This is a genomic window from Streptomyces sp. R35, assembly GCF_041053035.1.
In the GTDB taxonomy this organism is placed as follows: domain Bacteria; phylum Actinomycetota; class Actinomycetes; order Streptomycetales; family Streptomycetaceae; genus Streptomyces; species Streptomyces lutosisoli.
The window spans coordinates 4,431,519-4,456,417 of sequence record NZ_CP163440.1 but is presented as its reverse complement, the minus strand read 5'-3'; the positions used below and the strand labels follow the sequence as shown (position 1 = coordinate 4,456,417).

The 24,899-nt window shown below is 71.5% G+C and carries 19 protein-coding genes; 5 read left to right on the top strand and 14 right to left on the bottom strand.

Annotation, left to right across the window (positions count from 1 at the left end):
• Positions 1-150: 150 nt before the first annotated feature.
• Positions 151-1,329: a histidine kinase gene (locus tag AB5J50_RS20385; protein ID WP_369259882.1), complete on the top strand. Its 1,179-nt coding sequence runs from the start codon at positions 151-153 to the stop codon at positions 1,327-1,329.
• Positions 1,330-1,375: 46 nt separating this feature from the next.
• The gene (locus AB5J50_RS20380) at positions 1,376-2,023 is read left to right on the top strand and encodes a response regulator (protein WP_369259881.1); all 648 of its coding nucleotides are present in this window, start codon (positions 1,376-1,378) and stop codon (positions 2,021-2,023) included.
• 19 nt (positions 2,024-2,042) lie between these two features.
• Here the strand turns inward: AB5J50_RS20380 and AB5J50_RS20375 are convergent, their stop codons facing one another.
• The 3 genes from AB5J50_RS20375 to AB5J50_RS20365 are packed head-to-tail and all read right to left on the bottom strand — an operon-like array spanning position 2,043 to position 4,398.
• Positions 2,043-2,732 carry a class I SAM-dependent methyltransferase gene (locus AB5J50_RS20375; protein WP_369259880.1) on the bottom strand — a complete coding sequence of 230 codons (690 nt, stop codon included), beginning with the start codon at positions 2,730-2,732 and terminating at the stop codon, positions 2,043-2,045.
• A gap of 58 nt (positions 2,733-2,790) precedes the next feature.
• On the bottom strand, positions 2,791-3,732 hold the full coding sequence (locus AB5J50_RS20370; protein ID WP_369259879.1) for an ADP-ribosylglycohydrolase family protein: 942 nt from the start codon (positions 3,730-3,732) through the stop codon (positions 2,791-2,793).
• Positions 3,733-3,780: 48 nt separating this feature from the next.
• The gene (locus AB5J50_RS20365) at positions 3,781-4,398 is read right to left on the bottom strand and encodes a TetR/AcrR family transcriptional regulator (protein WP_369259878.1); all 618 of its coding nucleotides are present in this window, start codon (positions 4,396-4,398) and stop codon (positions 3,781-3,783) included.
• A 118-nt stretch (positions 4,399-4,516) separates the two neighbouring features.
• Between AB5J50_RS20365 and AB5J50_RS20360 the strand changes: the two genes are divergently transcribed.
• Positions 4,517-5,446, top strand: a complete 930-nt coding sequence (locus tag AB5J50_RS20360; protein ID WP_369259877.1) for an oxidoreductase — start codon at positions 4,517-4,519, stop codon at positions 5,444-5,446.
• 38 nt (positions 5,447-5,484) lie between these two features.
• Here AB5J50_RS20360 and galE read toward each other — a convergent pair whose 3' ends face one another.
• The 3 genes from galE to AB5J50_RS20345 all read right to left on the bottom strand — a co-directional run bounded on the left by galE (position 5,485) and on the right by AB5J50_RS20345 (position 9,472).
• Positions 5,485-6,465 (bottom strand): UDP-glucose 4-epimerase GalE, encoded by a 981-nt coding sequence (galE, locus tag AB5J50_RS20355; protein ID WP_369259876.1) that lies wholly within the window; start codon positions 6,463-6,465, stop codon positions 5,485-5,487.
• Between the two features lie 81 nt (positions 6,466-6,546).
• Entirely contained in the window at positions 6,547-8,142 is a 1,596-nt protein-coding gene (locus AB5J50_RS20350) for a glycosyltransferase family 2 protein (protein WP_369259875.1), read from the bottom strand.
• Positions 8,143-8,197: 55 nt separating this feature from the next.
• The gene (locus AB5J50_RS20345) at positions 8,198-9,472 is read right to left on the bottom strand and encodes a glycosyltransferase 87 family protein (RefSeq protein WP_369259874.1); all 1,275 of its coding nucleotides are present in this window, start codon (positions 9,470-9,472) and stop codon (positions 8,198-8,200) included.
• A 173-nt stretch (positions 9,473-9,645) separates the two neighbouring features.
• Between AB5J50_RS20345 and AB5J50_RS20340 the strand changes: the two genes are divergently transcribed.
• The gene (locus AB5J50_RS20340; RefSeq protein ID WP_369259873.1) at positions 9,646-11,223 is read left to right on the top strand and encodes a glycosyltransferase family 39 protein; all 1,578 of its coding nucleotides are present in this window, start codon (positions 9,646-9,648) and stop codon (positions 11,221-11,223) included.
• Between the two features lie 90 nt (positions 11,224-11,313).
• On the opposite strand, the gene AB5J50_RS20335 is transcribed toward AB5J50_RS20340, so the two are convergent.
• Positions 11,314-11,841 carry a MarR family winged helix-turn-helix transcriptional regulator gene (locus tag AB5J50_RS20335; protein ID WP_369259872.1) on the bottom strand — a complete coding sequence of 176 codons (528 nt, stop codon included), beginning with the start codon at positions 11,839-11,841 and terminating at the stop codon, positions 11,314-11,316.
• 124 nt (positions 11,842-11,965) lie between these two features.
• On the opposite strand from AB5J50_RS20335, the gene AB5J50_RS20330 reads away from it, so the two are divergent.
• A complete protein-coding gene (locus tag AB5J50_RS20330) occupies positions 11,966-12,379 on the top strand; it encodes an organic hydroperoxide resistance protein (RefSeq protein ID WP_327429158.1) in 414 nt (137 codons plus the stop codon).
• A 100-nt stretch (positions 12,380-12,479) separates the two neighbouring features.
• Here AB5J50_RS20330 and AB5J50_RS20325 read toward each other — a convergent pair whose 3' ends face one another.
• The 7 genes from AB5J50_RS20325 to AB5J50_RS20295 form a co-directional block, all read right to left on the bottom strand.
• Positions 12,480-14,072 carry a hypothetical protein gene (locus tag AB5J50_RS20325; RefSeq protein WP_369259871.1) on the bottom strand — a complete coding sequence of 531 codons (1,593 nt, stop codon included), beginning with the start codon at positions 14,070-14,072 and terminating at the stop codon, positions 12,480-12,482.
• Positions 14,073-14,222: 150 nt separating this feature from the next.
• Positions 14,223-15,560, bottom strand: a complete 1,338-nt coding sequence (locus AB5J50_RS20320) for a hypothetical protein (RefSeq protein WP_369259870.1) — start codon at positions 15,558-15,560, stop codon at positions 14,223-14,225.
• Positions 15,561-15,640: 80 nt separating this feature from the next.
• On the bottom strand, positions 15,641-17,851 hold the full coding sequence (locus AB5J50_RS20315) for a CDP-glycerol glycerophosphotransferase family protein (protein WP_369259869.1): 2,211 nt from the start codon (positions 17,849-17,851) through the stop codon (positions 15,641-15,643).
• A 1-nt stretch (position 17,852) separates the two neighbouring features.
• Positions 17,853-20,042 (bottom strand): CDP-glycerol glycerophosphotransferase family protein, encoded by a 2,190-nt coding sequence (locus tag AB5J50_RS20310; RefSeq protein ID WP_369259868.1) that lies wholly within the window; start codon positions 20,040-20,042, stop codon positions 17,853-17,855.
• 163 nt (positions 20,043-20,205) lie between these two features.
• A complete protein-coding gene (locus AB5J50_RS20305; protein WP_369259867.1) occupies positions 20,206-22,473 on the bottom strand; it encodes a CDP-glycerol glycerophosphotransferase family protein in 2,268 nt (755 codons plus the stop codon).
• Positions 22,474-22,647: 174 nt separating this feature from the next.
• Positions 22,648-23,556 (bottom strand): carbohydrate ABC transporter permease, encoded by a 909-nt coding sequence (locus AB5J50_RS20300; protein ID WP_369259866.1) that lies wholly within the window; start codon positions 23,554-23,556, stop codon positions 22,648-22,650.
• On the bottom strand, positions 23,553-24,896 hold the full coding sequence (locus tag AB5J50_RS20295; RefSeq protein ID WP_369259865.1) for a carbohydrate ABC transporter permease: 1,344 nt from the start codon (positions 24,894-24,896) through the stop codon (positions 23,553-23,555). The genes AB5J50_RS20300 and AB5J50_RS20295 overlap by 4 nt, the downstream gene beginning before the upstream one ends.
• Between the last annotated feature and the right edge of the window lie 3 nt (positions 24,897-24,899).

The following is a 24,899-nucleotide window of genomic DNA, read 5'->3' as shown; positions in this document are numbered from 1 at the left end:
CCCCGAGTACGGGTCTCGGAGAGCGGTGAACTTCCGAGATCAACGATCCCGTCGTACGGGCGCCGTTTCGAGGGAGTGCGCTGCCGAAACGGGGGTGCAGCCCGCTGCACCATGGGCCCCGGGGGTGCCGGGTCGCCTAACCTGAACGCCATGCGGACGACAGTGCGACAGGCGTGGCGGGCGACGGTGCACCTCGTCCTGGCCGCCGTGCTGTCGTTCGCCACGATCATCTTCATCACCGTGCTGATGATCACGGTCATCGCCACGCTCGCCGTGGTCGGCGCCGCGATGCTGCCCGAGACGGTGCTGGTGATACGGCGGATCGCCGGGGCCAAGCGGCGCATGGTGGCCGACTGGACCGGCCAGGAGATCCCCGAGGCGTATCTGCCCATCAAGGGGCGGCTCCGTGAGCGGCTGCGTACGGCGGTCCGTGACCCCGGCACCTTCACCGACCTGCGCTGGATGATCGCCCACTACTTCTACGGTTTCCTCGGCGCCCTCGCGCTGCCGCTGTGGCCGGTCGGCCTGGTCGTCGACGGCGTGTGGCAGGGACTGCTGGGCCGTGAAGCCGTCGTACTGCCGCTGATCAGCCGGCTCGCCGACCTCGACGCGCGGTGGTCGACCGCCCTGCTCAAGCCCTCGCCCAAGGCGCGGCTCGTCGAGCGGGTCGAGGAGCTGACAGAGACCCGGGCGGGCGCGGTCGCCGCGCACGGCGCCGAACTGCGCCGTATCGAACGGGACCTGCACGACGGCACACAGGCGCGCCTGGTCTCCCTCTCGATGCGGATCGGCCTCGCGAAACGGGCGTACGACCGTGACCCGGATGCCGCGCGCAAACTCCTCGACGACGCCCAGGACCAGGCCGAGGCCGCCCTGACGGAGCTGCGGCACGTGGTGCGCGGTATCCATCCGCCGATCCTCACCGACCGGGGCCTGGCGGGTGCGGTGCGCGCGCTCGCGGCGAGCAGCGGGCTCGACGTCACCGTGCGGGTGGACGGCGGTTTGGAGGACCGTTCGGAGGGCGCCCCGGAGGGCGGCGCGAGGCCTCCGGCGGCCGTCGAGGCGGCGGCGTACTTCGTGGTGGCCGAGTCGCTGACGAACGCGGTGAAGCACAGCGGGGCGGAGCGGGCGTCGGTCGAACTGGCGCGGCTCCCGGCCGGGTTGAGGGTGGTCGTACGGGACGAGGGACGGGGCGGCGCTGACGAGGCGGGCGGTTCCGGACTGCTCGGCATGCAGCGACGCGTGGCCGCGCTCGACGGAACGTTGATGGTGACGAGCCCCGTCGGGGGGCCGACGGTGATCGAGGTGGAACTGCCGTGCGTGTGGTGACGGTGACCGAGGCCCTCATGGGGGCAGAAACAATGGGTGGGCTGCCGTGCGTGTGGTGATCGCCGAGGACAATGCCCTGCTGCGAGAGGGCCTGGTGCTGCTGCTCACCTCGGCCGGGCACGAGGTGGTGGCCGTCGCGGGCAGCGGGCCCGAGGTGCTCCCGGCCCTCCTGGCGCACCGCCCGGACATCGCCGTCCTCGACGTCCGGATGCCGCCCGGCTTCCGCGACGAGGGGCTGCGCGCGGCACTCGCCGCCCGGGCGGAGATCCCCGGGCTGCCGGTGCTGGTGCTCTCGCAGTACGTCGAGGAGTCGTACGCGGCCGAGTTGCTCGGCGGTGGTGCGAGCGGGGTCGGCTATCTGCTCAAGGACCGCGTCGGCCGGGTCGACGAGTTCCTGGACGCGCTGGACCGGGTCGCGGCCGGCGGCACGGCCCTGGACCCCGAGGTCGTCACCGAACTCCTCACCCGCCGCCGGGACTCACCCCTCGACTCGCTGACCCCGCGCGAACGCGAGGTCCTCAAACTGATGGCCGAGGGCCTCGACAACGCGACCATAAGCAAGACCCTGGTCCTCTCCGACAGCGCCGTCAGCAAGCACATCGGCAACGTGTTCACCAAGCTGGGCCTGCCGCCGACCGACAGCGGGCACCGGAGGGTGCTGGCGGTTCTGGCGTACCTGAACAAGGGCCTGTGAGGTCGCCCAGCCCCTTCGGTCAGTCCTTCACGGCCAGGAAGCCGAACAGGTCCGGGACCCCGCCGGGGCCCGCCTCGGCGGTGCGCACCAGCCGGAGCCCGGCCGCCGTCGTGGCGTTGAGCAGCTCCGCGAGCGGGAGGTGCCAGGCGCCGACACGGGCCCGGACACCCGCCGGGTTCCACGCCTCGAAGCTGCGGGACCGGTCGGCGTACCGCTCGTCGAGCAGCACCCTGGGCCGGTCGCTCCAGTCGGCGAACGCGCCGATGAAACACGGATGCACCCCAAGGTGCACGAACCGCCCACCGGGCCGCAGCACCCGCGCGACCTCCCTCAGCACGGCCGCATAGTCGGGCACGTCGGTGTGGGCCAGCACGCACGCCACGGCGGGCACGGAGCCGTCACCGAACGGAAGCGCCGTCGCGTCCGCCTGCGCGACGGGCAACTTCCGTACCGCGTGTCGCAGTTGACCGCCCGAGAGATCCACACCGACCGGCGTCCACCCGAGCCCGCCCAGCGCGGGCGCATGGGCCCCCGTGCCGCAGCAGACGTCCAGACACATCCCTTCGCCGGTCCCCAGCAACGCCACGATCGTGGCGTGCACCCGCTCGATGTACGCCCCGGCCGTGCCGGCCGACATGAAGTCGTTGTACCAGTCGGCGTGTTCGTCGTACGCCGGTGTCGATCCCGTCCCCGTCGCCTTGGGCCCCATGACGCCGATGCTGGGGACGCCGCCCATGGCCGTGCCGAGTTGTTCGCTCAGGGCATGGTCACTGGGCCAGCCGGCGGGCAAGGTCGGCGAGTTCGGGTGCCCGAAGGACCCGTTCGCCGGAGCCCGGCAGGGGTACATGGAGCGGCTCGGACCACCGCTCCGGAATGGCGTCCGCCCCGTACACGGCACCCGCGAGTCCGCCCGTCACCGCCGCAACGGTGTCCGTGTCGCCGCCGAGGTCGATCGCGGCGCGTACGGCGGCTTCGTAGGAGTCCGTTGTCCGCAGGGCCCATACGGCGGAGCCGAGGCAGGGCCATACGGCGCCGTTGAACTCGGTGGCCTGATCCGGGTGCCAGTCGGGGGCGAGGACGGTGGCGTAGCGGGCGCGATGGTCCGGGTGGACGAAGTCGAGCGCTTCCGGGATCGCGGTGAGGGGGTCCCGGCCGTCCAGTGCGACGCGGATCAGCTCGTGGAAGAGTGCCGTGCCCTCCCAGGCCGCCCGGTCGCCGTGGGTGAGGGCGGCGAGCCGGCGGGCGGCGGTCATGGTGACGGTTCGTCCGTGCGGGGCGAAGTACACGGCGGAGGTGGCCGCCCGCATCAACGAGCCGTTTCCCGCCGCTCGCTGGCTGACCTGGAAGTGGAGGGCGGCGGCCAGGTCCCAGGGGTCTCCGCTGCCGAGCACGGCCTCCGTCTGCAGGCCGATGTCCTTGGGATCGGCTGCCGCCCACTGCTGGAACCTGCGGAAGATGTCGGGGAGTTCGAGCCCGTCGTGCTGGAGCAGGGACTCGCCGACCAGTACGGCCATCTGCGTGTCGTCGGTTGCTTCACCGGGGTCCCAGCCGCCGCCTCCGCACATCTCCCCGCCGTACCCGGGCGTCGGGAAGCGGGCCGTGAACGCTCCTTCGGGGCCGAACTCGAAGGGGGCGCCGAGGGCGTCGCCCACCGCGGAGCCGAGGACGGTGCCGAGTGCCGCATCGAGGGCCGTGCTGGGGGCGGTCATTGAGGGAGCGTACGGGGGCTGCGCCGGTCGCGCTGTGGGCGCTGCCGCTCAGGCCCGCCCCGGTGCGTCCGGTGCGCAGCCGCGGAGGGTGTGGGCGATGACGTACTCCAGGTCTGTGTTCAGGGTTGCGGAGGGGAGAGTGCCGGATACGGCGAGGGCGGCGAAGCCGTGGAGGGTGGTGAAGAGAGGGGTGGCGATGCTGGCGACGGGGCCCTCGCGGACCTCGCCGCGGCGCTGGCCGTCCTCGATCAGGTGCAGGCCCAGTACCGACATGCCCTGGGCGGCCTTGATCAGGGCATCGGAGGCGGCCGGGTCGTGCTTGATGGAGAACATGAGGTCGAGGAGTTCCGCGTTGGCGGTGGCGAAGCCCACGTAGGCGCGGGCCAGGGCGCCCAGGCGGTCGGCGAAGGACTCGTCCGCCGTCTCCTGGGACGCGGCCAGCGCTTTGCCGAGGCGGTCGAAACCGGCCTCGGCCAGCGCGTCCAGCAGGGCCTGCTTGTCCTTGAAGTGGCGGCTCGGCGCGGCGTGGCTGACGCCGAGGTCGCGGGCCAGTTCGCGCAGGGACAGGGCGGCCGGACCCTTCTCCTTGAGCGTCTCCTCGGCGCGGGTCAGCAGCGCGGCGCGCAGGTCTCCGTGGTGGTAACGACGTGTCTGGCCAGTCTGCATAGCGGTCAGTGTAGTGCACATGTGTCCACCGGCTACATTGTTGGCGGCGTCACTATTGTTGGCGTCGTCATCATTGTTGTCGTTGACAGCATTGTTGTCGACGCCTACATTGAAACGCATGGCCAAGCAGCAGCAGTGGAACGCAAGCGACATCGACGACCAGACCGGCCGTACGGCGGTCGTCACGGGCGCCAACAGCGGGCTCGGCATCGCCACCGTCGAAGCCCTCGCCCGGGCCGGTGCCCACGTGGTACTCGCCGTACGGGACGTGCGGCGAGGCGAGGCGGCCGCCGGCACCGTGAAGGACGTCAAGGGGAGTGTGGAGGTGCGGCGGCTCGATCTGGCCGACCTCTCCTCCGTACGGGAGTTCGCCGCTTCCTGGACCGGCGACCTGGATCTGCTCATCAACAACGCCGGAATCATGAACATCCCCGAGGCCCGCACCAAGGACGGCTTCGAGATGCAGTTCGGGACCAATCACCTGGGCCACTTCGCCCTGACCAACCTGCTGCTGCCGTACGTGACCGACCGGGTGGTCACCGTGGCCTCCGGGGCCCACAAGATCCCCAGCAGCAACCACATGCACTTCGACAATCTCCACCTGACCGGCGGCGCGTACTCGCCCATGACCGCCTACAGCCAGTCCAAGCTCGCCAATCTGCTGTTCACCCTGGAGCTGCAGAGCCGTCTCGCCTCCGAGGGGTGGCCCGTGCGGGCCCTCGCCGCGCACCCCGGCTGGGCCGCCACCAACCTCCAGGGCCACGACGCCAGCGTGTTCCGGCGGGCCCTGATGGCGGTGGGCAACCGGTTCTTCGCCCAGGACAGCAAGGCGGGCGCCCTGCCCACGCTGTACGCCGCCACCCAGGATCTGCCCGGAGCCAGCTACGTCGGCCCCGACGGGTTCGCCGAGATGCGCGGCGGGCCGACGCTCGTCGGCCGCTCGGCCGCGGCCAGTGACCCGGTGTCCGCCGTCCACCTGTGGAGGGCTTCCGAGGAGCTGACCGGCGTCACCTTCCCCCAGCTGAGCGAGGCGAAGGCGGCTCTCTAGAAGCCCCTGGAAGTACCTGGCGTTCCTGGGAGCGCCCCTTAGTCGCGCGCCGCCCCCGGATGCAGGCGTACCCACCCCGCCCACGCCGACGTGATCATGTCCTGGACGTCGTACTTCGCCTTCCAGCCCAGCGCGGTCGCGATGCGGTCGGCGGAGGCGACCACCCGGGCCGGGTCGCCGGGGCGGCGAGGGGTGGTGACCGGGGGACGGTCGTAGCCGGTGAGGGCGTTGATGCGGTCGATCATCTCGCGGACCGAGACGCCTTCGCCGCGGCCGATGTTGAGGGTGAGGTCGGTGCCCGGGGACGCCTCCAGGGCGCGGGCCGCGGCCACATGGGCCTCGGCCAGGTCGACCACATGGATGTAGTCCCGGACGCACGTCCCGTCGGGGGTCGGATAGTCGTCACCGAAGACGCGTGGCGGGGCGTCCTCCGTGAGCTTCTCGAAGACCATGGGGATCAGGTTGAAGACACCCACGTCGGCCAGTTCCGGTGTCGCCGCCCCCGCCACGTTGAAGTAGCGCAGCGACGCCGTGGACAGGCCCGTCGCCCGGCCCGTCGCGCGGACCAGCCACTCGCCCGCCAGCTTCGTCTCGCCGTACGGGCTCATCGGCACGCACGGCGTCTCCTCCGTGACCAGGTCCACATCCGGCATGCCGTACACCGCCGCCGAGGACGAGAACACGAAGGAGCCGACCCCCGCGACCGTCACCGCCTCCAGCAGGACCCGCAGGCCCTCGACGTTCTCCCGGTAGTAGTGCAGCGGGAGTTCCACCGACTCGCCGACCTGCTTCTTCGCCGCCAGATGGACGACACCGGTGACGGCGTGCTCCTTCAGCGTCCGGGCCAGCAGATCGGCGTCCAGGGTCGAGCCGACCACCAGCGGCACTCCGGACGGCACCCGCTCCACGATCCCCGTGGACAAGTCGTCGTAGACCACGGCCTGTTCGCCCGCGTCGAGCATCGCGCGGACGATGTGCGCCCCGATGTAGCCGGCGCCGCCGGTGATCAGCCAGGTCATGTGCGGTCGTCCCCTCGTCGGTGAGTCCGTGGTGGTGGTGTGCGGTGGTGCGTGGTGGTGCGTGTGGCGGTCGGTCGCGTATCAGTGAAGCAGGCGGCCGAGCCGGCGGCGTACGACTTCGGTCATTCCTCTCCAACCGGACGCCGTGCGCAGCGCCAGCGCCCCCGCGTGCGTGCGGTACGGCTGCACCAGCAGGACCCCGTGGCGGGCGTCCGGGATCGCGCGGCGGCGCAGCAGGCCGGGGCCCGTGAGCGCGTGCGCCGTGGCCTCGCGGCTCGTGCCGTCGCGGAAAGCGAGCTTCAGCCGGAGGTCCCAGATGCCCGCGCCCAGCGCCGACAGGTCCACCGGCGTCCCGGCGGTCCAGAGGTCCCCGTACCGGTCGGGCACGAAGACCGCTGTGCCGCGCCCGCCCACCCGGCCCTCCTCCCGGTGCACGAACTCCACCTCCACCGACGCCGGACCCGCCTCCGCCATCCGCCCGTACAGCTCGTGCAGACGCAGCCGCAGACGGGTGCCACGCGCGCGTGGCCGCAGTTCCGCGTCGACGGAGGCCGGCATCAGATGCGCGGGGCGGACGAGGAAGTGGTCCAGCGTCACCTGGGGGAGGTCGTGCGACCAGATGGGTGTCCCGTCGGAGGCGCGCGCGTACGGCGGGAGCAGCCTGGCCGGGCGGGCCGCGAGCTCCTTGAGGCGGGGCAGATCACGGGGCGCGGGTGAGGCCAGCAGCACGCGGGCGACGAGGCGGCCGGGGGCGGTCGGGTTCACGGTGAAGTCGGTCGCGTCGAACGTCGACAGGTGCGCGCGCGTGAGCTCCCACCACGCGCTGCGGTACTCGGGACCGCGCAGCTCCAGTTCGCGCGTGTACATCCGCAGCTCGTGGTCGAGGAACTTGGCGTGCACGGCCTGCGCGAGCCGCTTCTCACCGGCGCCCAGCAGGATCTCGTACGCCGCCTGGTTGGCCTCGGTCCGCGCCCGCCAGTTGTCGATGTCCGCCCGGTCGAGCGAGATCGACAGCCGGGCCGCGTCGCGCCGCACGTGCCAGACGTACACCGTGTCGGGGATCAGCGCGATGCGCGGTCCGGCGGCCAGCACGCGCGCGGTGAAGACGAAGTCCTCGTAGCGGAAGCGGCCCTCGGGGAAGCGGATCCCGTGCTCGCGCAGGAAGTCGGTGCGGTACAGCTTGTTGACGCAGAGGGTGTCGTGCACCAGGCGCGCGCGCCGTGCGGGGTGCGGGACCAGCGCGGGGCGCGCGTACAGGGCGCGCTCCCATGGGACTTCGCGCCCCGAGGGCAGCTCGCGGCGCACGCAGAGCCCGGACGCGACCGGCGCGCGCTGCTCGCGCGCCGCGCCCAGCAGGGCGTCCACCGCGCCGGGCGGCAGCACGTCGTCGCTGTCCAGGAACATCACGTACGGGGCTGTCGTGGCGTCCATGCCGTCGTTGCGGGGGCTGCCGCAGCCCCCGCTGTTGACCGCCCGGCGGATCACCCTCAGACGCGGCTCCCCGGCGGCCAGGCCGTCGAGGAGGTCCCCGCTGCCGTCCGCCGAGCAGTCGTCCACCGCGATGACCTCACGGACCGCCGGGCCCTGCGCGAGCGCCGAGCGCACCGCGTCGGTCACATGGGAGGCGTCGTTGTACCCGATGACGACGACGCTGACCTGCGGGGAGTGAGGGTTCATGGGATCCACGTGCCGGAACGGTAGGTGTTGCCTGTAATTTTCCGTTAAGAGGTACTTAGTGTCTCGTCGGGAAGACGGCAGGAATGGGGTGAGCGTTCCGCCCGGGCGCGTCCGATTTCGCCCCATCTGTCACGGAGTGGCCATCTGCCGCAGGGTGGCCCGACCGCCACAGCCGCGCGAACGACAGCCCGGCGGCCGTCGCCAGCAGACCATTGCGCACGAGCATCAGCAGGCAGCCCGCCCAGGTGCTGTGGACGACCTCCCCGTACAGGCCGGGATACGCGACCGAGCTGACCGCTGCCGCCGCCACGACCAGCGCGGCCACCAGACGCTGCGTGGTGTGCCGCGAGGTCAGGCACACGGCGCACAGGCCGAGCAGCCACACCATGTACTGGGGGCTGATCACCCGGCTCGTCACCGTGAACAGCAGCACGGCGGCGAGCGCCGCGTCGTACGGAGTCGCCGGAGTCCAGTGCCGCGCCCGCACCCGCCACAGCAGCAGCAGCCCGAACGCGGCGACCGTCAGGGCGAGCGAGACGGCGGCGACCGTGGAGACGTACGGGCCCACGAACTCCATCGCGCCGTACTGGTAGTGCACCGTCCCCGGCCACCCGGCGCGGCGTGCGAAGCCCAGCACCGTGCCCCCGAGCGACTCGATCTGCACGCCCCGGCCGCCCTGCTGGCGCAGGAAGCCGAAGGGGTTGCTGAAGACGGCCGCCAGGAGGGTGAGCAGCGCGCCCGCCATGACCGCCGCCGACGTCCAGGCCTCCCGTGTCGTACGGCCCCGCGGAGTGCCGATCAGTGCTAGCGCGGGCCAGACCTTCACCAGGGCCCCCATCGCGGCGAACGTTCCGCACGCACGCGTGGAGCGCGACAACGTCAACAGGGAGATGACGGCGAAGGCGGTGACCTCGACGTCGTACCGGGCGAGCGGGATGTGCAGGAGCAGGGGGAGCGCCAGCGTCCACAGGGCGGCGCCGTGCGGGCTGCGGCCCGGGCCCCTGCCCGCGCGCGCGAGGGCGACGGTGATCACGGCGTCCGTGGCGAGGGTGAGCGTCACGAAGGCCGTGAAGTACGTCAGCATCGGCAGCAGCGCCGGCGCGAGCAGCACCGGGCCCGCGCCCGGCGGGTACTGCCACATGCGGTCGTCCGCCGGAAACGCGCCGTGCGACAGGACGCCGTACCAGCGGAAGTACAGCTGGCCCACCTCCTTCGAGACCCCGCCCCGGCCGAGCGGGGCGAGCTCGTCGTGGGCGAGCATCCACAGCATCAGCGAGCGGGTGGCCAGCCAGGCGGCGGCGAGGGCGAGCGGGCGGCGATGTTTCTTCATAGGGCTCGTCAAAGGACTCTTCAAAGGACTCAACAAGGAAGTCATCAAGGAAGTCATCGGGGAACTCTCCAGGCGCTCATCAAGCCCGGATCGTAAGCCGCATGGATGGGTCATGTGGGTTGATACGCCGTCAATACCCTTCCAACGTTGGTTAATAGCAAAAAATCGGTCTCATGGTGAGTGTGTGGGTGAGGCGGTCGGGGGCCGGGCGTCCGGAGGCGATGGCGGTCCTGGCGGTCCTCCTGCCCGTGCTCGTGATGCTCGCGGTGGGGCTCTGGGGACTCGACCGCGGTGGCATGTGGCGCGACGAGGGGGTGACCTTCCAGGTCGCGCGGCGTTCGGTGCCGCAGATCTGGCAGCTGCTGCACTCCGTCGACGCGGTGCACGGCCTGTACTACCTCCTGATGCATCCCGTCCTCGCCCCGCACCCCGGCGAGGTCGCCCTCCGGCTCCCCTCGGTCTGCGCCGCCGCCGCGACCGCGGGTCTCGTCGCCGCCCTCGGCGTCCGGCTGTGCCGCCCGCGGGTCGGCCTGTGGGCGGGGCTGCTGTACGCCGTCACGCCCATGACCGGGCACTTCGCGCAGGAGGGCCGGTCGTACGCGCTCGTCGCGGCCGGAGCGGCGGCAGCGACCTGGCTGCTGGTGCGGGCCATGACGGTCCCCCCTGCTCGTACAAAGCCGAGGACTTGGGGGAGGGCGGCGAGCCGGCACTGGTGGGCATACGGAGCGGCGGTCGCCGTCACGTGTCTGCTGCACGAGCTGGCGGTGCTCCTGCTGTTCGCGCACGCGGGGACACTGGTGCTCGCGCGGGTGCCGGCGCGGGTGTGGCGGGCGTGGGGGTGCGCGGCAGGAGCCGTGGTCCTGGCGCTGGTGCCGCTCGCCCTCGTCTCGCACGCGCAGTCCGCGCAGGTCGCGTGGTTGCCGCGGCCCGGCCTCGGGAGCGTGGTGCGACTGCTGTCGGCGTTCACGGGCCCGGCACGGCTGGTGGTCGTGCCGCACCTGGTCCTCATCGCCCTCGCCCTGTGGCGGCCCTTCGCGCGGCGGGGCGAGCTGTCGCTTCAGGCGGTCGCCCTGCCCCTCATGGTCGTCCCGCCGGCTTTGCTGATGGCCGTCTCGCAGTTCTGGCCGTTGTACGACGACCGCTATGTGCTGTACGCCCTCGCCGGGGCACCACTGCTCGCCGCGGTGGGCGCCGAACGGCTGGTGAGCCTGCTGCCCCGGCTGCGCCTCACCGTCCCCACCGGAGCGCGCGTCACCCTCGTCGGCGCCCTGGCCGTCATCCTCGGCTTCGCCTTCCAGCTCCCCCTCTTCCGCCTGGACCGCACCCCCGGCCACGGAGCCGACAACCTCGCCACCGTCTCCGCCACCGCGGGGCGTGAACTGCGCCCCGGCGACCCGGTCCTGTTCCTGCCCTCGATCGTGCGACGCTCGGCACTGACGTACCCGAACGGCTTCCGCGGAGTCCGCGACGTCGCCCTGAGCGCCCCGGGCCCGTCCTCCGGAACCCTCTACGGACAGGAGGCGTCCCCCTCGGAACTCCGCCGCCGCCTCTCCCGCCTCGACCACGTCTGGCTCGTCGCCGAACCCTTCGCAACCCGCCCGACCTGGACCCCGGACAGCCCCACGGAACGCCTCAAACTCACCCTGGTGGAGGAGGAGTTCGTCCCCCTCCAGGAGATCACACGAGGAGGCGTGACCCTGCGCCTGTACATCCGCAGGCCACCACGCGACGGTGAGACGAGCGCCCCTTAAGGGGCGCGGGGCTGTGACATTTGCGGCTCCGCCGCGTGGGCGCGACAAGCCCCCACCGGCCGTCAGCCGACGAACTACCCTTCCAGCGGACTACAAGCACCCTGGAGTCGACTCCAACGCCGCCTCATCCAGCGCCACAGTCAACCGATCCAGCCGAGCCCGAAGCTCCCGGATCTCCTCAAGACTCGCCCCCGTCGCGGCAGCGATCCGCCGAGGCACGGCCAACGCCCGCTCCCGCAGGGCAACGCCCTCATCGGTGAGATGGACGTGCACAGACCGCTCGTCCCGCACACTCCGCTCCCGCCGTACAAGCCCCGCCGCCTCCAGCCGCTTGAGCAGCGGCGACAGCGTTCCGGAGTCGAGCCGCAGATGCTCGCCGAGCTTCTTCACGGGCAGCTCGCCGTGCTCCCACAGCACCAGCATCACCAGGTACTGCGGATAGGTGAGCCCGAGGTCCTTGAGGAGCACGCGGTAGACGCCGCCGAAGGCGCGCGACGCGGCGTTCAGGGAGAAACAGATCTGCTCGTCGAGACGGAGGTAGTCCCCGTCGGGCGGGACCGGGGTGCTCGGGGTACTCGCGGAGCTCGGCGTGCTCGGGGTGGTGGGCGTTGCGGTCATGCGACCAGGGTAGCTCTTGTCCGCCATTAAGTTGTGCACAATTGAATTGCGTGCTCTAATTGTGGTCGTGAGGCGGTCGGACCGGCCGCCCCGGCAAGACTCAGACCTGAGAGGGATGGTCCCCATGGACGCGCTCTACACCGCTGTCGCCACCGCCACCCACGGCCGCGAGGGCCGCGCCGTCAGCTCCGACGGCAAGCTCGACCTCCAGCTGGCCATGCCGGTGGAGCTGGGCGGCAACGGGCAGGGCACCAACCCCGAGCAGCTCTTCGCCGCCGGTTACGCCGCGTGTTTCGCCAGCGCCCTCGGCGTCGTCGGCCGCGCCGCGAAGGTCGACGTCAGCGAGGCCGCGGTGACCGGCGAGGTCGGCATCGGCAAGCAGGGCGAGGGCTTCGCCCTCAAGGTGACGCTGCGCATCGAACTGCCCGAGACCGTCGACGAGACCACCGGCCGCAAGCTGGTCGAGCAGGCGCACCAGGTCTGCCCCTACTCCAACGCGACCCGCGGCAACATTCCGGTGGAGCTGGTGGTCGAGTAGTCCGGGACCTTGTAACCAGGCCACAGCACCCCGCGCCCCTTAAGGGGCGCGGGGAACTGCGCGACAAGCCCCCGCCGCCCCGCAGCCTCGATAGAACCGGTCACCCCCCACCCCGAGGAGCGACCCGAGCAAGCACCTCCCCGGTAGACCGACTCCAGGCCACCACCGTCGCTTCCGGCGGCACCTTCCGCCACCGGGTAAGCAACAGCCACCGCACGTGATACCGCCGTACGACATCGGCACGCTCACCCGGCGTGGACCCCGGGTCGAGATAGCCACGAACGGCGGACAGCCGCCGCAACCGCTCCCCTTCGTCGAGCGCCGGATCAGGCCAGGCAGGCGCGGCAAGATCGGGCCCGTACCCCGCGATCAGGTGGACGGAGTAGTACCCGTCCGTGATGACGGCCTCCCCCGGCTTGATGTGCTGCGCGGCCCACGCGTACGTCGGCCAGCGCGGTGGCTGGTCGAAGCCGACCGGGTCGAGCGAGCGCGGCACCACCGCCCCGGCCTGCACGGTGAGGAAGCCGACGCAGGCCCCGGCGGCCGCCGTCCAGCCCAGCAGCCGGCGCCCGGACCTCCAGGGGCGCGGCGCCGCGAGCTCCACGCCGAGTGCGAACTGCAGCGGCACCAGCGTGAGCCCCAGGATCCTGCCGTACGTGTAGTGCCCGCCGGCCCAGCCGTACGCCACCGCCGCGCTCTCCAGTGCGAACATCAGCACCAGCGGATCCCGCCACCAGTGCCCTTCGTCCTGCTTCGCACGCCAGGCCCGCAGCCACAGCGCGGGCACCCCGATGAGCGCCAGCCAGAAGTGCCCGGGCATCCCCTCGTACAGCCGCTCGTGCATCGCGTCCACGCTGCGGTTCCCGGTCAGCGCGAGGACGTCGAAGTACGGCCAGCAGTACGCGACCAGCAGTGCCGCCGCACCGGCCAGCGTCCACCGGCCCACGACCGCCGCCCGCCACCGGCTCTGCCACCCGGCGACGAACGCCACCGCCCCGAGCACCGCCGCGATGGAGGTGATCGGGTGCACGAGCAGGATCAGCCCGTACAGGGCGCCGACCCCGGCGTACCCGGAGAAGCTCCTGAGCCCGCTCGGGCCGACGTACCGGACGAGTCCGCCGATGCCTCCCGCGCGCCTGCCCGTCAACGCCCAGGCCCAGAAGGCCAGTCCGATGGCGAACGTCGACGGATAGCCGAGGTTCCCCGTCAGCGACATCAGCCCGAGATAGCCGCTCCACCAGGCCCGCTCGGTGCCCCACAGCAGCACCATCGCCAACAGCCCGAGAACCGGGGCCCATGGGCGAGGCGTCAGTACGCGCACGAAGCGGCCGATGCCGGTCAGCAGGACCAGCAGGTTGAGCGGGCCACAGAGCCGTACGACCGCCCAGCCGCTCAGACCCGTCAGCCGGGCGAAGGCTCCCTGCGCCACGGCGTACGGCGAGTAGTAGGGGCTGCCCGCGCCGGGCAGGTCCGCCATCGGGTGGCGTGGGTGGAGCAGATGCGCCTTGAGGCGCTCGACGACCGCCGCGTGCTGGCCGGCGTCGCAGCACAGCGGGACGCGCCAGTAGGCGAGCGAGATCACCACCCAGAACAGGGCGCCGAAGAACTGGTACGGGGTCGGGCGCCAGTCGGCCCCGCCGCGCAGCGCGGTGGCGCCACGCATGGCCCGCCGGACGAGGACGTCGGCGCTCATCGGGCGGAGGACGGGCAGGCGTGGGTGGCGGAGGGGAGGCGGGGGCTGGGGGAACTGGGGCAGCCGGGGGAGGGGTGGCACGGCTGAGTTGCGGGTTGCGGCATTTGCCGTATATTCCCGCCAAGGTCAACGGCCTAGCCGTTAGTCACCTCATCGAGCGACCTCAGAGGCATCGGAGACATCGGTGTCCCTCCGAACCGGACCCGGCACCGCACCCGGCACCGGACCCCGCACCGCACCGCCCACGGGACGCACCCGTGGCCGTACGACCTCCTCCAGCAGCAGCGGAAGCCCCACCGCCGGCAGCAGCCACACCAGGACGATCAGCCGGTCGCCCCAGATGTTGATGTCGGGGTGCCCGGCCTGGTTGAGGACCCCGGTGAACGCGGCCGCGAGCAGGAAGCCGGCGAAGGCCGGACGGCGGCGCAGCGCGCCCCACGCGGCGGCCAGCACGGCCGTCAGGAACAGCGGTTCCCAGAGCCGGCGGCGCAGCCACTCCACCCAGAAGTCCCACTCCAGGTGGAGGAACTCCGGCCACACCCGGGTGCGGTCGGGGCTCGAGAAGTGGGCCGTGAGCAGGTCCTGGAGGCTCTCGGACTCCGACGGGTAGTGCAGCACTTTCGCCAGCAGGACGGTGGCCACGGCCCCGCCGCCCGCCACCACCGCGAGCGTCCGCAGCGGACGGTCGAGTCCCTGCCAGGGCTGCCGGAACCCCGCGCGCCGCGCACCGATCACCGCGCACGCGCCCGCCAGGCACAGCCCGAGGAACAGCGCGTGCGAGTGCTTCACCGTGAAGAGGACGGCCAGGGACCCGCCGACCAGCCGGGTTCCGGCCCGCGCGCGGCCCTCCAGGACCAGTGCGCAGCCCCACAGCGCCGCCAGGGTCAGCGTCAGCAGCAGGCCCTCCGTCATCGGGCGCATGGCCGTCGTGCCGCACGGCAGGGCGTAGAAGAGGGCCTGTCCGGTGAGGGCCGCGCGGGTGGAGACGCGCAGGGTCCGCAGGACGAGGAAGGCGAGGACCCCTCCGGCGACCGTGATGACGACGCTCGACGCCCACAGACCCCACTTCACGCCGAGGACCGTGATGAAGGGGACCAGCAGCGCCGGATACCCCGGCCGCACCTCGAAGATCCGCATGAAGCGCGGCGGCATGAACGGCACGGTGTGCCCCGCCGTCTCCCCGGCCCGCAGCCGCTTCGACACCCCCCGCCACTGGTCGCGCCGGCACTCCTCCATGACCCGCCGGGTGGGGCTCGGCCCGTGGAAGTTCAGCACGTTGACGCTCTGGTTGCGGCGCGCGATGGACGCCTTGCCCTCGCAGGCGTACTCGATCGTGATCGCGGCGGCGTCGTGCTTGCTCTCGCCGCGCAGACTCAGCGCGTACGAGAGGTAGTTCTTGGTGTCGGGGGTGTCCCGGCCGCTCACGTTGGCGAGCTGGAGGACGGCGAAGACGGCCGCGACGACGATCACCCAGGTGCGTGTTCTCACGGGCGTTCTCGTGGCCGTCGTCATGGCCGTCGTCATGGCCGATCTCACGGCTGTCGTCAGGGCCGTTCGCACGCTGACGCTCACGACGAGGCGAGGACGTCGTGCCCCGCCTGCGCGGGTACCGGGACGGTGGGGACCGGCTCGTCGAGCTTCTCGCCGAGCATCAGCGTCCGCACCACACGCTCGGCCGCCCGCCCGTCGTCGAACTCGCAGAACCGCGTCCGGAACCCGGCCCGCAGCCGCGCCGCGTCCGCGTCCTGCCACGCCCCGGACGCGAACAGCCACGCCAACTCCCGGTAGGAGGCGGCCACATGACCGGGCGCGTCGGCGGTGATGTCGAAGTAGGCGCCCCGGCTCGCCGCGTACGCGCCCCAGTCGTCCGTGTGCAGCACGATCGGCCGGTCGAGGTTGGCGTAGTCGAACATGAGGGCCGAGTAGTCCGTGACCAGCACGTCGGAGGCGAGCATCAGGTCCTCGACACGCGGCTCGTCGGTCGCGTCCAGCAGCACGCCGCGCCGGTCCAGTTCGGCCAGGCCCATCCCGCGCGCATGGCCCTCCGCGAGCGACGGATGCAGCCGTACGACGAGGGTGTGGCCCTCGCCGAGATCGTCGGCGAACCGGGCCAGGTCGATACGGTCGATGTGGCCGCCCCGGACGTAGTCGCGGCGTGTCGGCGCGTACAGCACCACTCGGTTCCCGGCCGGGATGCCGAGGCGGGCCCGGATCGCGGCGCCGTCCTCGGGCCGCGCCCGTACGAGGACGTCGTTGCGGGGGCTGCCGGTGCGCAGCGAGGTGAAGTGGCAGGGGTAGGCGCGGTCCCAGACCAGCTCGGAGTGGCGGTTGGCGACCAGGCTGTAGTCCCAGCGGTCGGCGCGGCGCAGCATCTGCGGCACGTCGAAGCCGTGCCGGGCGCCCGGCTTGTCCAGCAGGTCGGCCGCCATGTACTTCAGCGGGGTGCCCTGGTGGGTGTGGATGTGGACGGTCCCGGGGCGTTTGACGAGGGCGCCGGGCCAGTTGACGTTGTTGACGAAGTACGTGGCCCGCGCGGTGACCTGGCGGTAGCGCGGGGAGTCGAGGAGCACATGCTCGACCCCCGGTGGCAGCAGCGCCGCCTGCTCCTCGTCGCGGACCACCCACACGCCGCGAATGTGCGGGGCGATCTCACGCGCCTTCTCGTACACGGCCGCCGGATCGCCGAGCACCCCACGGTGCGAGAACGCCGAGTACACCGCCAAGTCCGGGTCCAGAGCCCGGTGTTCGTACACGGCCGACCAGCCGCGCTGGGCCCGCGTGACGGCCGCCCTGCGCGCCTGCTGCCCGCGCCGGCCGAGCTCCCTGCCGAGCCGGCCCGCCTGCCGCCGGACCCGGTAGCGCGCGAACCCGCCTTCCAGTACCCGCAGTTCGGGGGGAACGGGCCCGCTCTTGTGCTTGCGGAAGAGCGCGGCGGTGAGCCGGAAGAACTCGCCCTTGTCGGACTCGGGCAGCCGGTCGGGCTTGGAGAGGATGTCCAGACAGTGCTCGCCCATCTTGCGGTGCAGATAGGGGCGCCAACTCGCCAGTGCGGGGCGGGAGTCCACGAACGCGAAGACCCGCTCGTACTGGTCGTGGATGTCGAAGTGCTTACGGCTGGTGGTGGACAGGATGTTGCCCTGGCGGCGCTGGCGGTAGTTCAGACAGATCCGGTCCAGCGCGGCGATCCGCTCCGCGCTGAGCATCACCGGGAACGTCCAGGGCGTGTCCTCGTAGTACCCGGGCGGGAAGGCGAAGCCCTCGCGCAGGACGAACTCGCGGCGGTAGACCTTGTTCCAGACCACCATCAGCAGTTCGAGGATCTCCGGGTGCCCGGCGGCCGTGAACGTGCCGTCACCGGCCTCCGCGAGCACCCGCGCCAGGGCGTTCCTGCGGGTGCCGCCCCACCAGTAGGTGCGCGCGTAGTCGAAGACCAGCACATCGGGGTCGGCGGTCTCGTCCAGCCGGTCGGCCATCGCGCGCAGGGCCCCCGGCGTGAGCGTGTCGTCGCTGTCGAGGAAGAAGAGGAAGTCCCCGGTGGCGTACGGCATTCCGGCGTTGCGGGCCCGGCCGAGCCCGACGTTCTCCGGGAGGTGCAGCACCCGTACGCGCGGATCGCGGGCCGCGTAGCCGTCGAGGATCGCGCCGCAGCCGTCCGGCGAGCAGTCGTCGACGGCGATGACTTCGAGGTCCGTGTACGACTGCTCCAGGACCGAGTCGAGGCACTCGCGCAGAAAGCCCTGCACCTTGAAGACGGGGACGATGATGCTGAAGCGGGGCACGTCAGCTCCTTACGAGGGTGGACGCGGCGGGGGCCGGAAGACGCTCGGCGAGCGGGATCACCGGGGGGATCGCCTCGGGCGGCTCGCCCAGGAGCACTCTGCGGACGACCCGCTCGGCGGCCCGCCCGTCGTCGAACTGGCAGAAGCGCTCACGGAACGGCGCCCGGAGGGCTCGTGAGGTCGCGTCCGCGTACGCGCCCTCGGTGAAGACCCGGGCCAGCTCCTGCGGGGTGCGCGCCACCGGCCCCGGCGGCGCCTCCATCACGTCGAAGTAGACGCCCCGGGTCTCCCGGTAGATCTCCCAGTCGTCCGCGTACACGACGATCGGGCGGTCGAGGTTGGCGTAGTCGAACATGATCGACGAGTAGTCCGTGATCAGCGCGTCGGCGGCCAGGCAGACGTCCTCGGAGGAGCGGTGCCCGGTCACGTCGATGATCCGGCCGCTGCTCTTTCCACGGCCCTCGTCGTAGAAGTAGTGGGCGCGCAGCAGGACGACGAAGTCCTCGCCGATCTCCTCGCAGAACGCCTCCAGGTCGAGCCGCGCCTCGAAACCGGTGCTGTAGTCGCGGTGCGTGGGCGCGTACAGCAGGGCTGTCTTTCCCTCGGGGACACCCAGCCGCTCGCGGACACGGGCCACGTCCTCGGCGGTCGCCGTGTAGTAGACGTCGTTGCGCGGATAGCCGTAGTCGAGCGACTCGTACGTGCCCGGGAAGGCCCGCTCCCACATCTCCGTGGAGTGCCGGTTGGAGGAGAGGTTGTAGTCCCAGCGGTCCACCCGGCTCAGCAGCTTGGTGAAGCTGCCGGTCGCGGCGGCCACCACCGGGTACGTCGACTGGTCGACGCCCATCTTCTTCAGCGGGGTTCCGTGCTGTGTCTGGACGTGCACGCTGCCCGGGCGTTTGACGACAGCGTCCGCGAAGTTCGCGTTGTTGATGAGGTACTTGGCGCGGGCCAGCACCTCCCAGGAGCGGCGGCTGCCGATCACCGCGTAGTCGATGCCCTTCGGCAGCGCGTCCACCGCCTCCGGCTCCACCAGGAACACCGAGCGGATGTGCGGGGCGAGTTCGCGGGCCCTGGCGTGGATCGCGGCCGGGCTGCAGGCGTAGCCGCGGCCCCAGTACGCGCAGTACACGGCGAGGTTCTCGTCGAGCGGGCGGCGCAGCTGCGCCGCGTAGCGCGCGCGGGTCCGCAGCATCCTCGGGCGCGGCACCCGCTGCGCCGCCTTCGCCGCCGCCTGGTTGGCGCCGCGCAGCGCCCGGAACGCGCTGTAGGCGCCGGTCGCGAGCAGCCGGTGCTGCACGCCGAGACTGCCCGCCGGCGGCTGGAAACCGGCCGGGCGGTACAGCCGGTAGAGCCTGCTCGCACGGCGGAAGAAGGCCCGGCGGCGGCGCGCGGGCACCCGCGTCGGATGGGCCGCCGTCTTCAGCACGAGGGCGAAGAGCTGCCCGAACAGCGCGTGCGCCTTGGCGGCGGACACGGCTTGCCCCGTGGTCCGGCCGGTGGCCCGGCTCTGCTCGGCGGCACGGGCGAGCACCAATTCGACTTGGTCGAGGAGTTCGAAATGGTGCTCACCCGGCGTATTGAGCCGACTCCCCTGGCGGCGCAGGTGATGCCGTACGCAAACCGAGTGCAGCACCGCCGCCCGCTCGGTCGCGAGGGTCACCAGACCGCCCCACCCGGCGTCCGTGAAGTGCCCCTCCGGGAAGGTGAGTTGGTGCTCTGCGAGGAAGGTGCGAAGGTAGGCAGCGCTCCACGCGGGTACGTGTACGCCGACGACCTCCGGGTCCTTGTCGAGCGGGGGCGTGCTCGACTCGCCCTCCCACCAGTGCACCCGCTCGTGCCCGAAGTACAGGACGTCCACGTCGGTGCGGAGCCCCGCGTCCAGGGCGCCCAGCGCGCCCGGTACCAGGACGTCGTCGCCGTCGAGGAAGAGCAGATACGTGCCGTTCGCCGCGCCGATCCCGGCATTGCGCGCCGCGCTCAGCCCGCCCGACGGGGGCGAGTGGACCGGTGCGACCCGGGCGTCCCGCGCGGCGTATGCGGCGGCGACCGCCCCGGCCGGGGAGTCCGGCGCGTCGCAGACCGGGATCAGCTCGAGGTCGCCGAAGGACTGGCTGAGGACCGAGTCCAGCGCTTGGGCCAGTCGCCCGGCGACTCCATGGGTGGGCACGATGACGCTGAAGCGGGGCATTCTGCTCTTTCTCTCAGGGAGCGTTCTCTCCGGGGAGAGCCCGCTCAAGGGGCGCTGAGCCGGCATTTCATCGCCCGGATCGCCCAGGCCGCCCGGTGGGCCGCCAGGTGGTGGGCCGGGCCGGCGTGGGCCGCGAGGGACTGGAGGGCACGCGGATTCCGGTTCAGAGGTGCTCGGTGAGGGGGACGGCACCGCCGGGCGCGGGCACCGTCGCGACGGGCGCCGTCGGGCGGGCGTCCACGGCCGACGGAACGGGGTGCCGTTCGGCGAGCGGGATGAACGGCGGCAGTCCGGCCGTCTCGCCCAGCACCACGCGCCGCACGACGCGCTCGGCGGCGCGCCCGTCGTCGTACGGGCAGAAGCGCTCGCGGAACGCGGCCCGCAGCTGCGCCGAGCGCGAGCCGCGCCAGTGCCCCGTCGCGAAGATGTCGATCAGTTCGTCCTCGCTGCGCGCGACCGCGCCCGGCGGGAAGGCGCGCAGGTCGAAGTAGGTGCCGCGGGCCGCCTCGTACGCCTCCCAGTCGTCCGCGTGGACGACGATCGGGCGGTCCAGGCCCGCGTAGTCGAACATCAGGGACGAGTAGTCGGTGATCAGGGCGTCCGAGGCGAGGCACAGCGACTCGATGCTCGGATGGCCGGACACATCGATCAGCCGGCCGCCCGCGGCGCTCGTGAGCGGCGCCTGGTACGAGTGGTGCGCGCGGGTCAGCACCACATAACGCGGGCCGAGTTGGCGCAGGACGCGCTCCAGGTCGAGGGGGCGGCGCTGGGTGCGGCGGTAGTCGCGGTACGTCGGCGCGTACAGCACGGCGACCGCGCCCTCGGGGATGCCGAGCGACTGGCGCAGCCGGGTCACGTCCGCCGAAGTCGCCTGCTGGAACACGTCGTTGCGGGGGAGGCCGTACTCCAGCGTCGTGAACCCGGAAGGGAAGACCCGCTCCCAGACCAGGGTGGAGTGGCGGTTGGCCGACAGGCAGTAGTCCCACTTGTCGACGCTGCGCAGCAGCTCGGCGAAGTCCGTGTCGCGCGCGGCCGCCGGACGGTCCTGGAGGTCGAGGCCCATGAACTTGAGCGGGGTCCCGTGCTGTGTCTGGATCATGATCTGGCCGGGGCGCTTCACCAGCCGCCGGTCGAAGTTGACGTTGTTCACCAGGTACTTGGAGCGGGCGAGCGCCGTCCAGTACCCGGCCGTACCGGGCCGCAGCCTGAGCGTCGACGCCGGGATCGTGTGGTGGTGCTCGGGGTGCGCGATCCACGCGGTGCGGACGCCCGGCGCGTACGTGCGGAACGCGGACTCCAAGGCGCCCGGGTTGCAGCCGTGGCCGCGCCCCCAGTAGCTGGAGAACACGGCACGGTCGGCGCGCAGCGGGAGGCGGAGCTGGACGCGGTAGTGGAGTTGCAGCGCGGCGCCGCGTGCGGTGCGGAGCAGGGCGGTGGCCAGGCGCACGGTTCTCTTCTGCGTGCGGGACAGGAAGGACAGCAGACGGTACGTGCGGTAGGTGCCCAGCCTCACCAGCGCGTGCCGCACGCGGGTGCGCAGGCGGACGGGGGCGCCCGGCGTGCGGTAACGGCGGTAGTGGGAACGGGACTTGCGCAGGAACTCGGCCCGGGAGCCGCGCGGCAGCCGGCCGCGCTTGAGGAACACCGTCGAGAAGTGGTCGATCATGCGGCGGAACAGGACCGGGCGCCAGTGGGCCAGCTCCGGGTGGGTGTCGATGTGCGCGAACACCCGGTCGTACTGCCCGAAGATGTCGAAGTGCTTACGGCTGCTGGTGCCCAGGATGCTGCCGTGCCGCCGCTGGCGGTAGTGGACGCAGACCCGGTCGAGGGTGGCGATCGTCTCCGCGGACATCAGCACCGGATAGGTCCAGGGCGTGTCCTCGTAGTACCCGGCCGGGAAGGCGAAGCCCTCGCGCTCGACGAACTCCCGGCGGTACGCCTTGTTCCACACCACCATCAGGACCCTGAGCAGCCCCGGCCGGTCGTCGAGCCGGAACGGCGCCGGGCCCTCCTCCGTCAGCTGCCCCGCGAACTGGTTGCGGACCGCCTCGCCCGACCAGTAGGTGCGCGCGTAGTCGTAGACCAGGACGTCCGGTTCGGAGGTCTCCTTCAGCCGGTCGGCGATCGCGCGCAGCGCGTCCGGGGTGAGGCTGTCGTCGCTGTCCAGGAAGACCAGATAGTCGCCCGTGGCGTGCTTCAGGCCCGCGTTGCGGGCGCGGCCCAGACCTACGTTCTCCGTGAGGTGTACGGCGCGTACGCGGACGTCGCGGGCCGCGAATTCGTCGATGATCGCGCCACAGGCATCGGGCGAGCAGTCGTCGACGGCGATCAGTTCGAGGTCCGGATAGGACTGTTCCAGAACGGATTCCAGGCACTCGTGCAGGTATGCCTGAACCTTGTACGCGGGGACGATGACACTGAACCTGGGCAACGGACATCCATGGGTCGGCGCGGGCATACCTGCCCGGGAACGGCCGAAGGGGTGACTTGGTTACGCCAGATGTGGCATACGGGGGACACGCGGTGAACGCGCCGGTACGTTCCGGTGACGGCGAGGAGGGGCGTGCCGGTGCCGGCCCGCCCCTCAAACGCCTTGTGCGCAGGGCTATTTCACCGCGCCGGCCATCACCCCGGACACGAACTGCCGCTGGAACGCGAAGAACACGGCCAGCGGGATCACCATCGAGATGAAGGCGCCCGGCGCCAGTACGTCGATGTTGTTGCCGAACTGGCGTACCTGCGTCTGCAGTGCGACCGTGATCGGCTGGCTGCCCGAGTCGGAGAACACCAGCGCGACCAGCATGTCGTTCCACACCCACAGGAACTGGAAGATCCCGAGCGAGGCGATCGCGGGACCGCCGAGCGGCATCACGACACGTACGAACAGGCGCAGTTCACCCGCGCCGTCGAGACGGGCCGCCTCCAGGAGCTCCCGCGGGATCTCCGCGAAGAAGTTCCGCAGCAGGAACACCGCGAAGGGCAGACCGAAGCCCACGTGGAAGAAGACCACACCGGTGATCGACCCGAAGATCCCGATCTTCCCGAAGAGTTCGGCGATCGGGATCAGCGCGACCTGCACGGGCACGACCAGCAGGCCGACCACGCCCAGGAACCACCAGTCGCGGCCCGGGAACTCCATCCACGCGAAGGCGTAGCCCGCGAGCGAGCCGATGACGACGACGAGGAGGGTCGCCGGGACCGTGATCAGCACCGTGTTGACCAGCGAGTGGGTGATGTCGCTGTTCTCCAGAAGCTTTTGGTAGCTGTCCACGGTGAGCTGCGAGGGCTCACTGAAGACCTTCCACCAGCCGCTCGCGCTCATGTCCTGCGGCTTGCGCAGCGAGGACACCAGCAGCCCGATGGTCGGCACCAGCCAGAACAGGCCGACGAGGAGCAGGAAGACGCGTACGATCCCGCCGCTGACCCCGCTCGCGAGCCGGGAGCCGAGTGACTGCTTGGCCTTGACGACGGTGACGGGCGCCGCCTTCCTGGGACTTCCGGCATCCGTGGTCATCGCCGCACCTCCCGCCTCAGCCGCCGGACATTGAAGAGCATCACAGGGATCACGAGCAGCAGCAGGAACACCGCGATGGCGCTCGCGATGCCCGGCTGGTCCTCGGCGAAGCCCTTGCGGTACAGCTCCAGGGCCAGCACGTTGGCGTCGTCCTGGGACGAGCCCGGCGCGATGATGAAGACCAGGTCGAAGACCTTCAGGACGTTGATCATCAGGGTGACGGCGACGACCGCGAGCACGGGCGCGAGCAGCGGCACGGTGACCCTTCTGAAGACCTGCCACTCGTTCGCGCCGTCGACCCGGGCGGCTTCGAGCAGCTCCCGCGGCACACCCGCGAGCCCCGCAGCGATCAGCACCATCGCGAAACCGGCCCACATCCAGATGTACGAGCCGATGATGGCCGGGGTGACCAGCGACGGGCCGAGCCAGTCGAGTCCGTTGTACGGCTCCTTGAAGTTGCTTGCCGGGAGCCGGAGTTGAGCCCCGTCGGCCTTGGCGGAGAGGGTGAAGGTCCCGTCGTCGCGCACCTTCGCCGATTCGACGACCTTGCCGCCCTTCACGGCCTCGACCTTCATCCCCGCGTAGCCGAGCTCACTCGCGTCCACCTGGCCGAGCTTCCCGACGCCCTTGCCGCGGGTGAAGTCCTGCCAGGCGGTGCCGGTGACCTTGCCGGGCTCGGCCTTGGCCTGGACGGCCTTCTTGGCACTGCCGGGCATCTGGTCGGGGGCGACGCCGACGAGCGGGAGGGTGACGGACTGCCCGGCGTGGACGGGGTTCTTGGTGAGGAACCCGCCACCTTGGGCTTCGAGTGGTGACTGCCGCCCCGGGTGGGCCTTCGGGAACGCGGACGACTCGGCGAACGTGTCGTGCACCCCCACCCAGACGGCGTTGGCGACGCCCTTGTCCGGGTCCTGGTCGTACACCAGCCGGAAGATGATGCCCGCGGCGAGCATCGAGATCGCCATCGGCATGAAGACGACCAGCTTGAACGCCGTACCCCAGCGCACCCGTTCGGTGAGTACGGCGAAGACGAGCCCGAGCGCGGTCGCGACGGTCGGCGCGAAGACGACCCAGATGATGTTGTTCTTGAGCGCGGTACGGATGCCGTCGTCGGTGAACAGGGCCTTGTAGTTGTCGATTCCGGCGAACCCGTCGCCGGACTGGTTGGAGAAGCTGCGGACGACCGAATACCCGATCGGGTAGACCACGAGCGCGCCGAGCAGCACCAGGGCGGGCAGCAGGAAGAGCGCTGCCACGGTTTTGCGGGTGCCGGTCACGCTCTTGTGCCGTGGTGCCGCGGGAGGAGCCGAGCCGGCCCCTCCCGCCGTTGCCGACGACATCGC

Excerpts from the sequence above, each read along its gene's own strand:
- AB5J50_RS20325 (WP_369259871.1), bottom strand. The coding sequence starts at position 14,072 with ATGAGCGCCGACGTCCTCGTCCGGCGGGCCATGCGTGGCGCCACCGCG.
- AB5J50_RS20360 (WP_369259877.1), top strand. The coding sequence starts at position 4,517 with ATGGCCAAGCAGCAGCAGTGGAACGCAAGCGACATCGACGACCAGACC.
- galE (WP_369259876.1), bottom strand. The coding sequence starts at position 6,465 with ATGACCTGGCTGATCACCGGCGGCGCCGGCTACATCGGGGCGCACATC.
- AB5J50_RS20345 (WP_369259874.1), bottom strand. The coding sequence starts at position 9,472 with ATGAAGAAACATCGCCGCCCGCTCGCCCTCGCCGCCGCCTGGCTGGCC.
- AB5J50_RS20340 (WP_369259873.1), top strand. The coding sequence starts at position 9,646 with ATGGTGAGTGTGTGGGTGAGGCGGTCGGGGGCCGGGCGTCCGGAGGCG.
- AB5J50_RS20365 (WP_369259878.1), bottom strand. The coding sequence starts at position 4,398 with ATGCAGACTGGCCAGACACGTCGTTACCACCACGGAGACCTGCGCGCC.
- AB5J50_RS20370 (WP_369259879.1), bottom strand. The coding sequence starts at position 3,732 with ATGACCGCCCCCAGCACGGCCCTCGATGCGGCACTCGGCACCGTCCTC.
- AB5J50_RS20375 (WP_369259880.1), bottom strand. The coding sequence starts at position 2,732 with ATGGGGCCCAAGGCGACGGGGACGGGATCGACACCGGCGTACGACGAA.
- AB5J50_RS20300 (WP_369259866.1), bottom strand. The coding sequence starts at position 23,556 with ATGACCACGGATGCCGGAAGTCCCAGGAAGGCGGCGCCCGTCACCGTC.
- AB5J50_RS20295 (WP_369259865.1), bottom strand. The coding sequence starts at position 24,896 with ATGTCGTCGGCAACGGCGGGAGGGGCCGGCTCGGCTCCTCCCGCGGCA.
- AB5J50_RS20310 (WP_369259868.1), bottom strand. The coding sequence starts at position 20,042 with ATGCCCCGCTTCAGCGTCATCGTGCCCACCCATGGAGTCGCCGGGCGA.
- AB5J50_RS20330 (WP_327429158.1), top strand. The coding sequence starts at position 11,966 with ATGGACGCGCTCTACACCGCTGTCGCCACCGCCACCCACGGCCGCGAG.
- AB5J50_RS20385 (WP_369259882.1), top strand. The coding sequence starts at position 151 with ATGCGGACGACAGTGCGACAGGCGTGGCGGGCGACGGTGCACCTCGTC.
- AB5J50_RS20335 (WP_369259872.1), bottom strand. The coding sequence starts at position 11,841 with ATGACCGCAACGCCCACCACCCCGAGCACGCCGAGCTCCGCGAGTACC.
- AB5J50_RS20350 (WP_369259875.1), bottom strand. The coding sequence starts at position 8,142 with ATGAACCCTCACTCCCCGCAGGTCAGCGTCGTCGTCATCGGGTACAAC.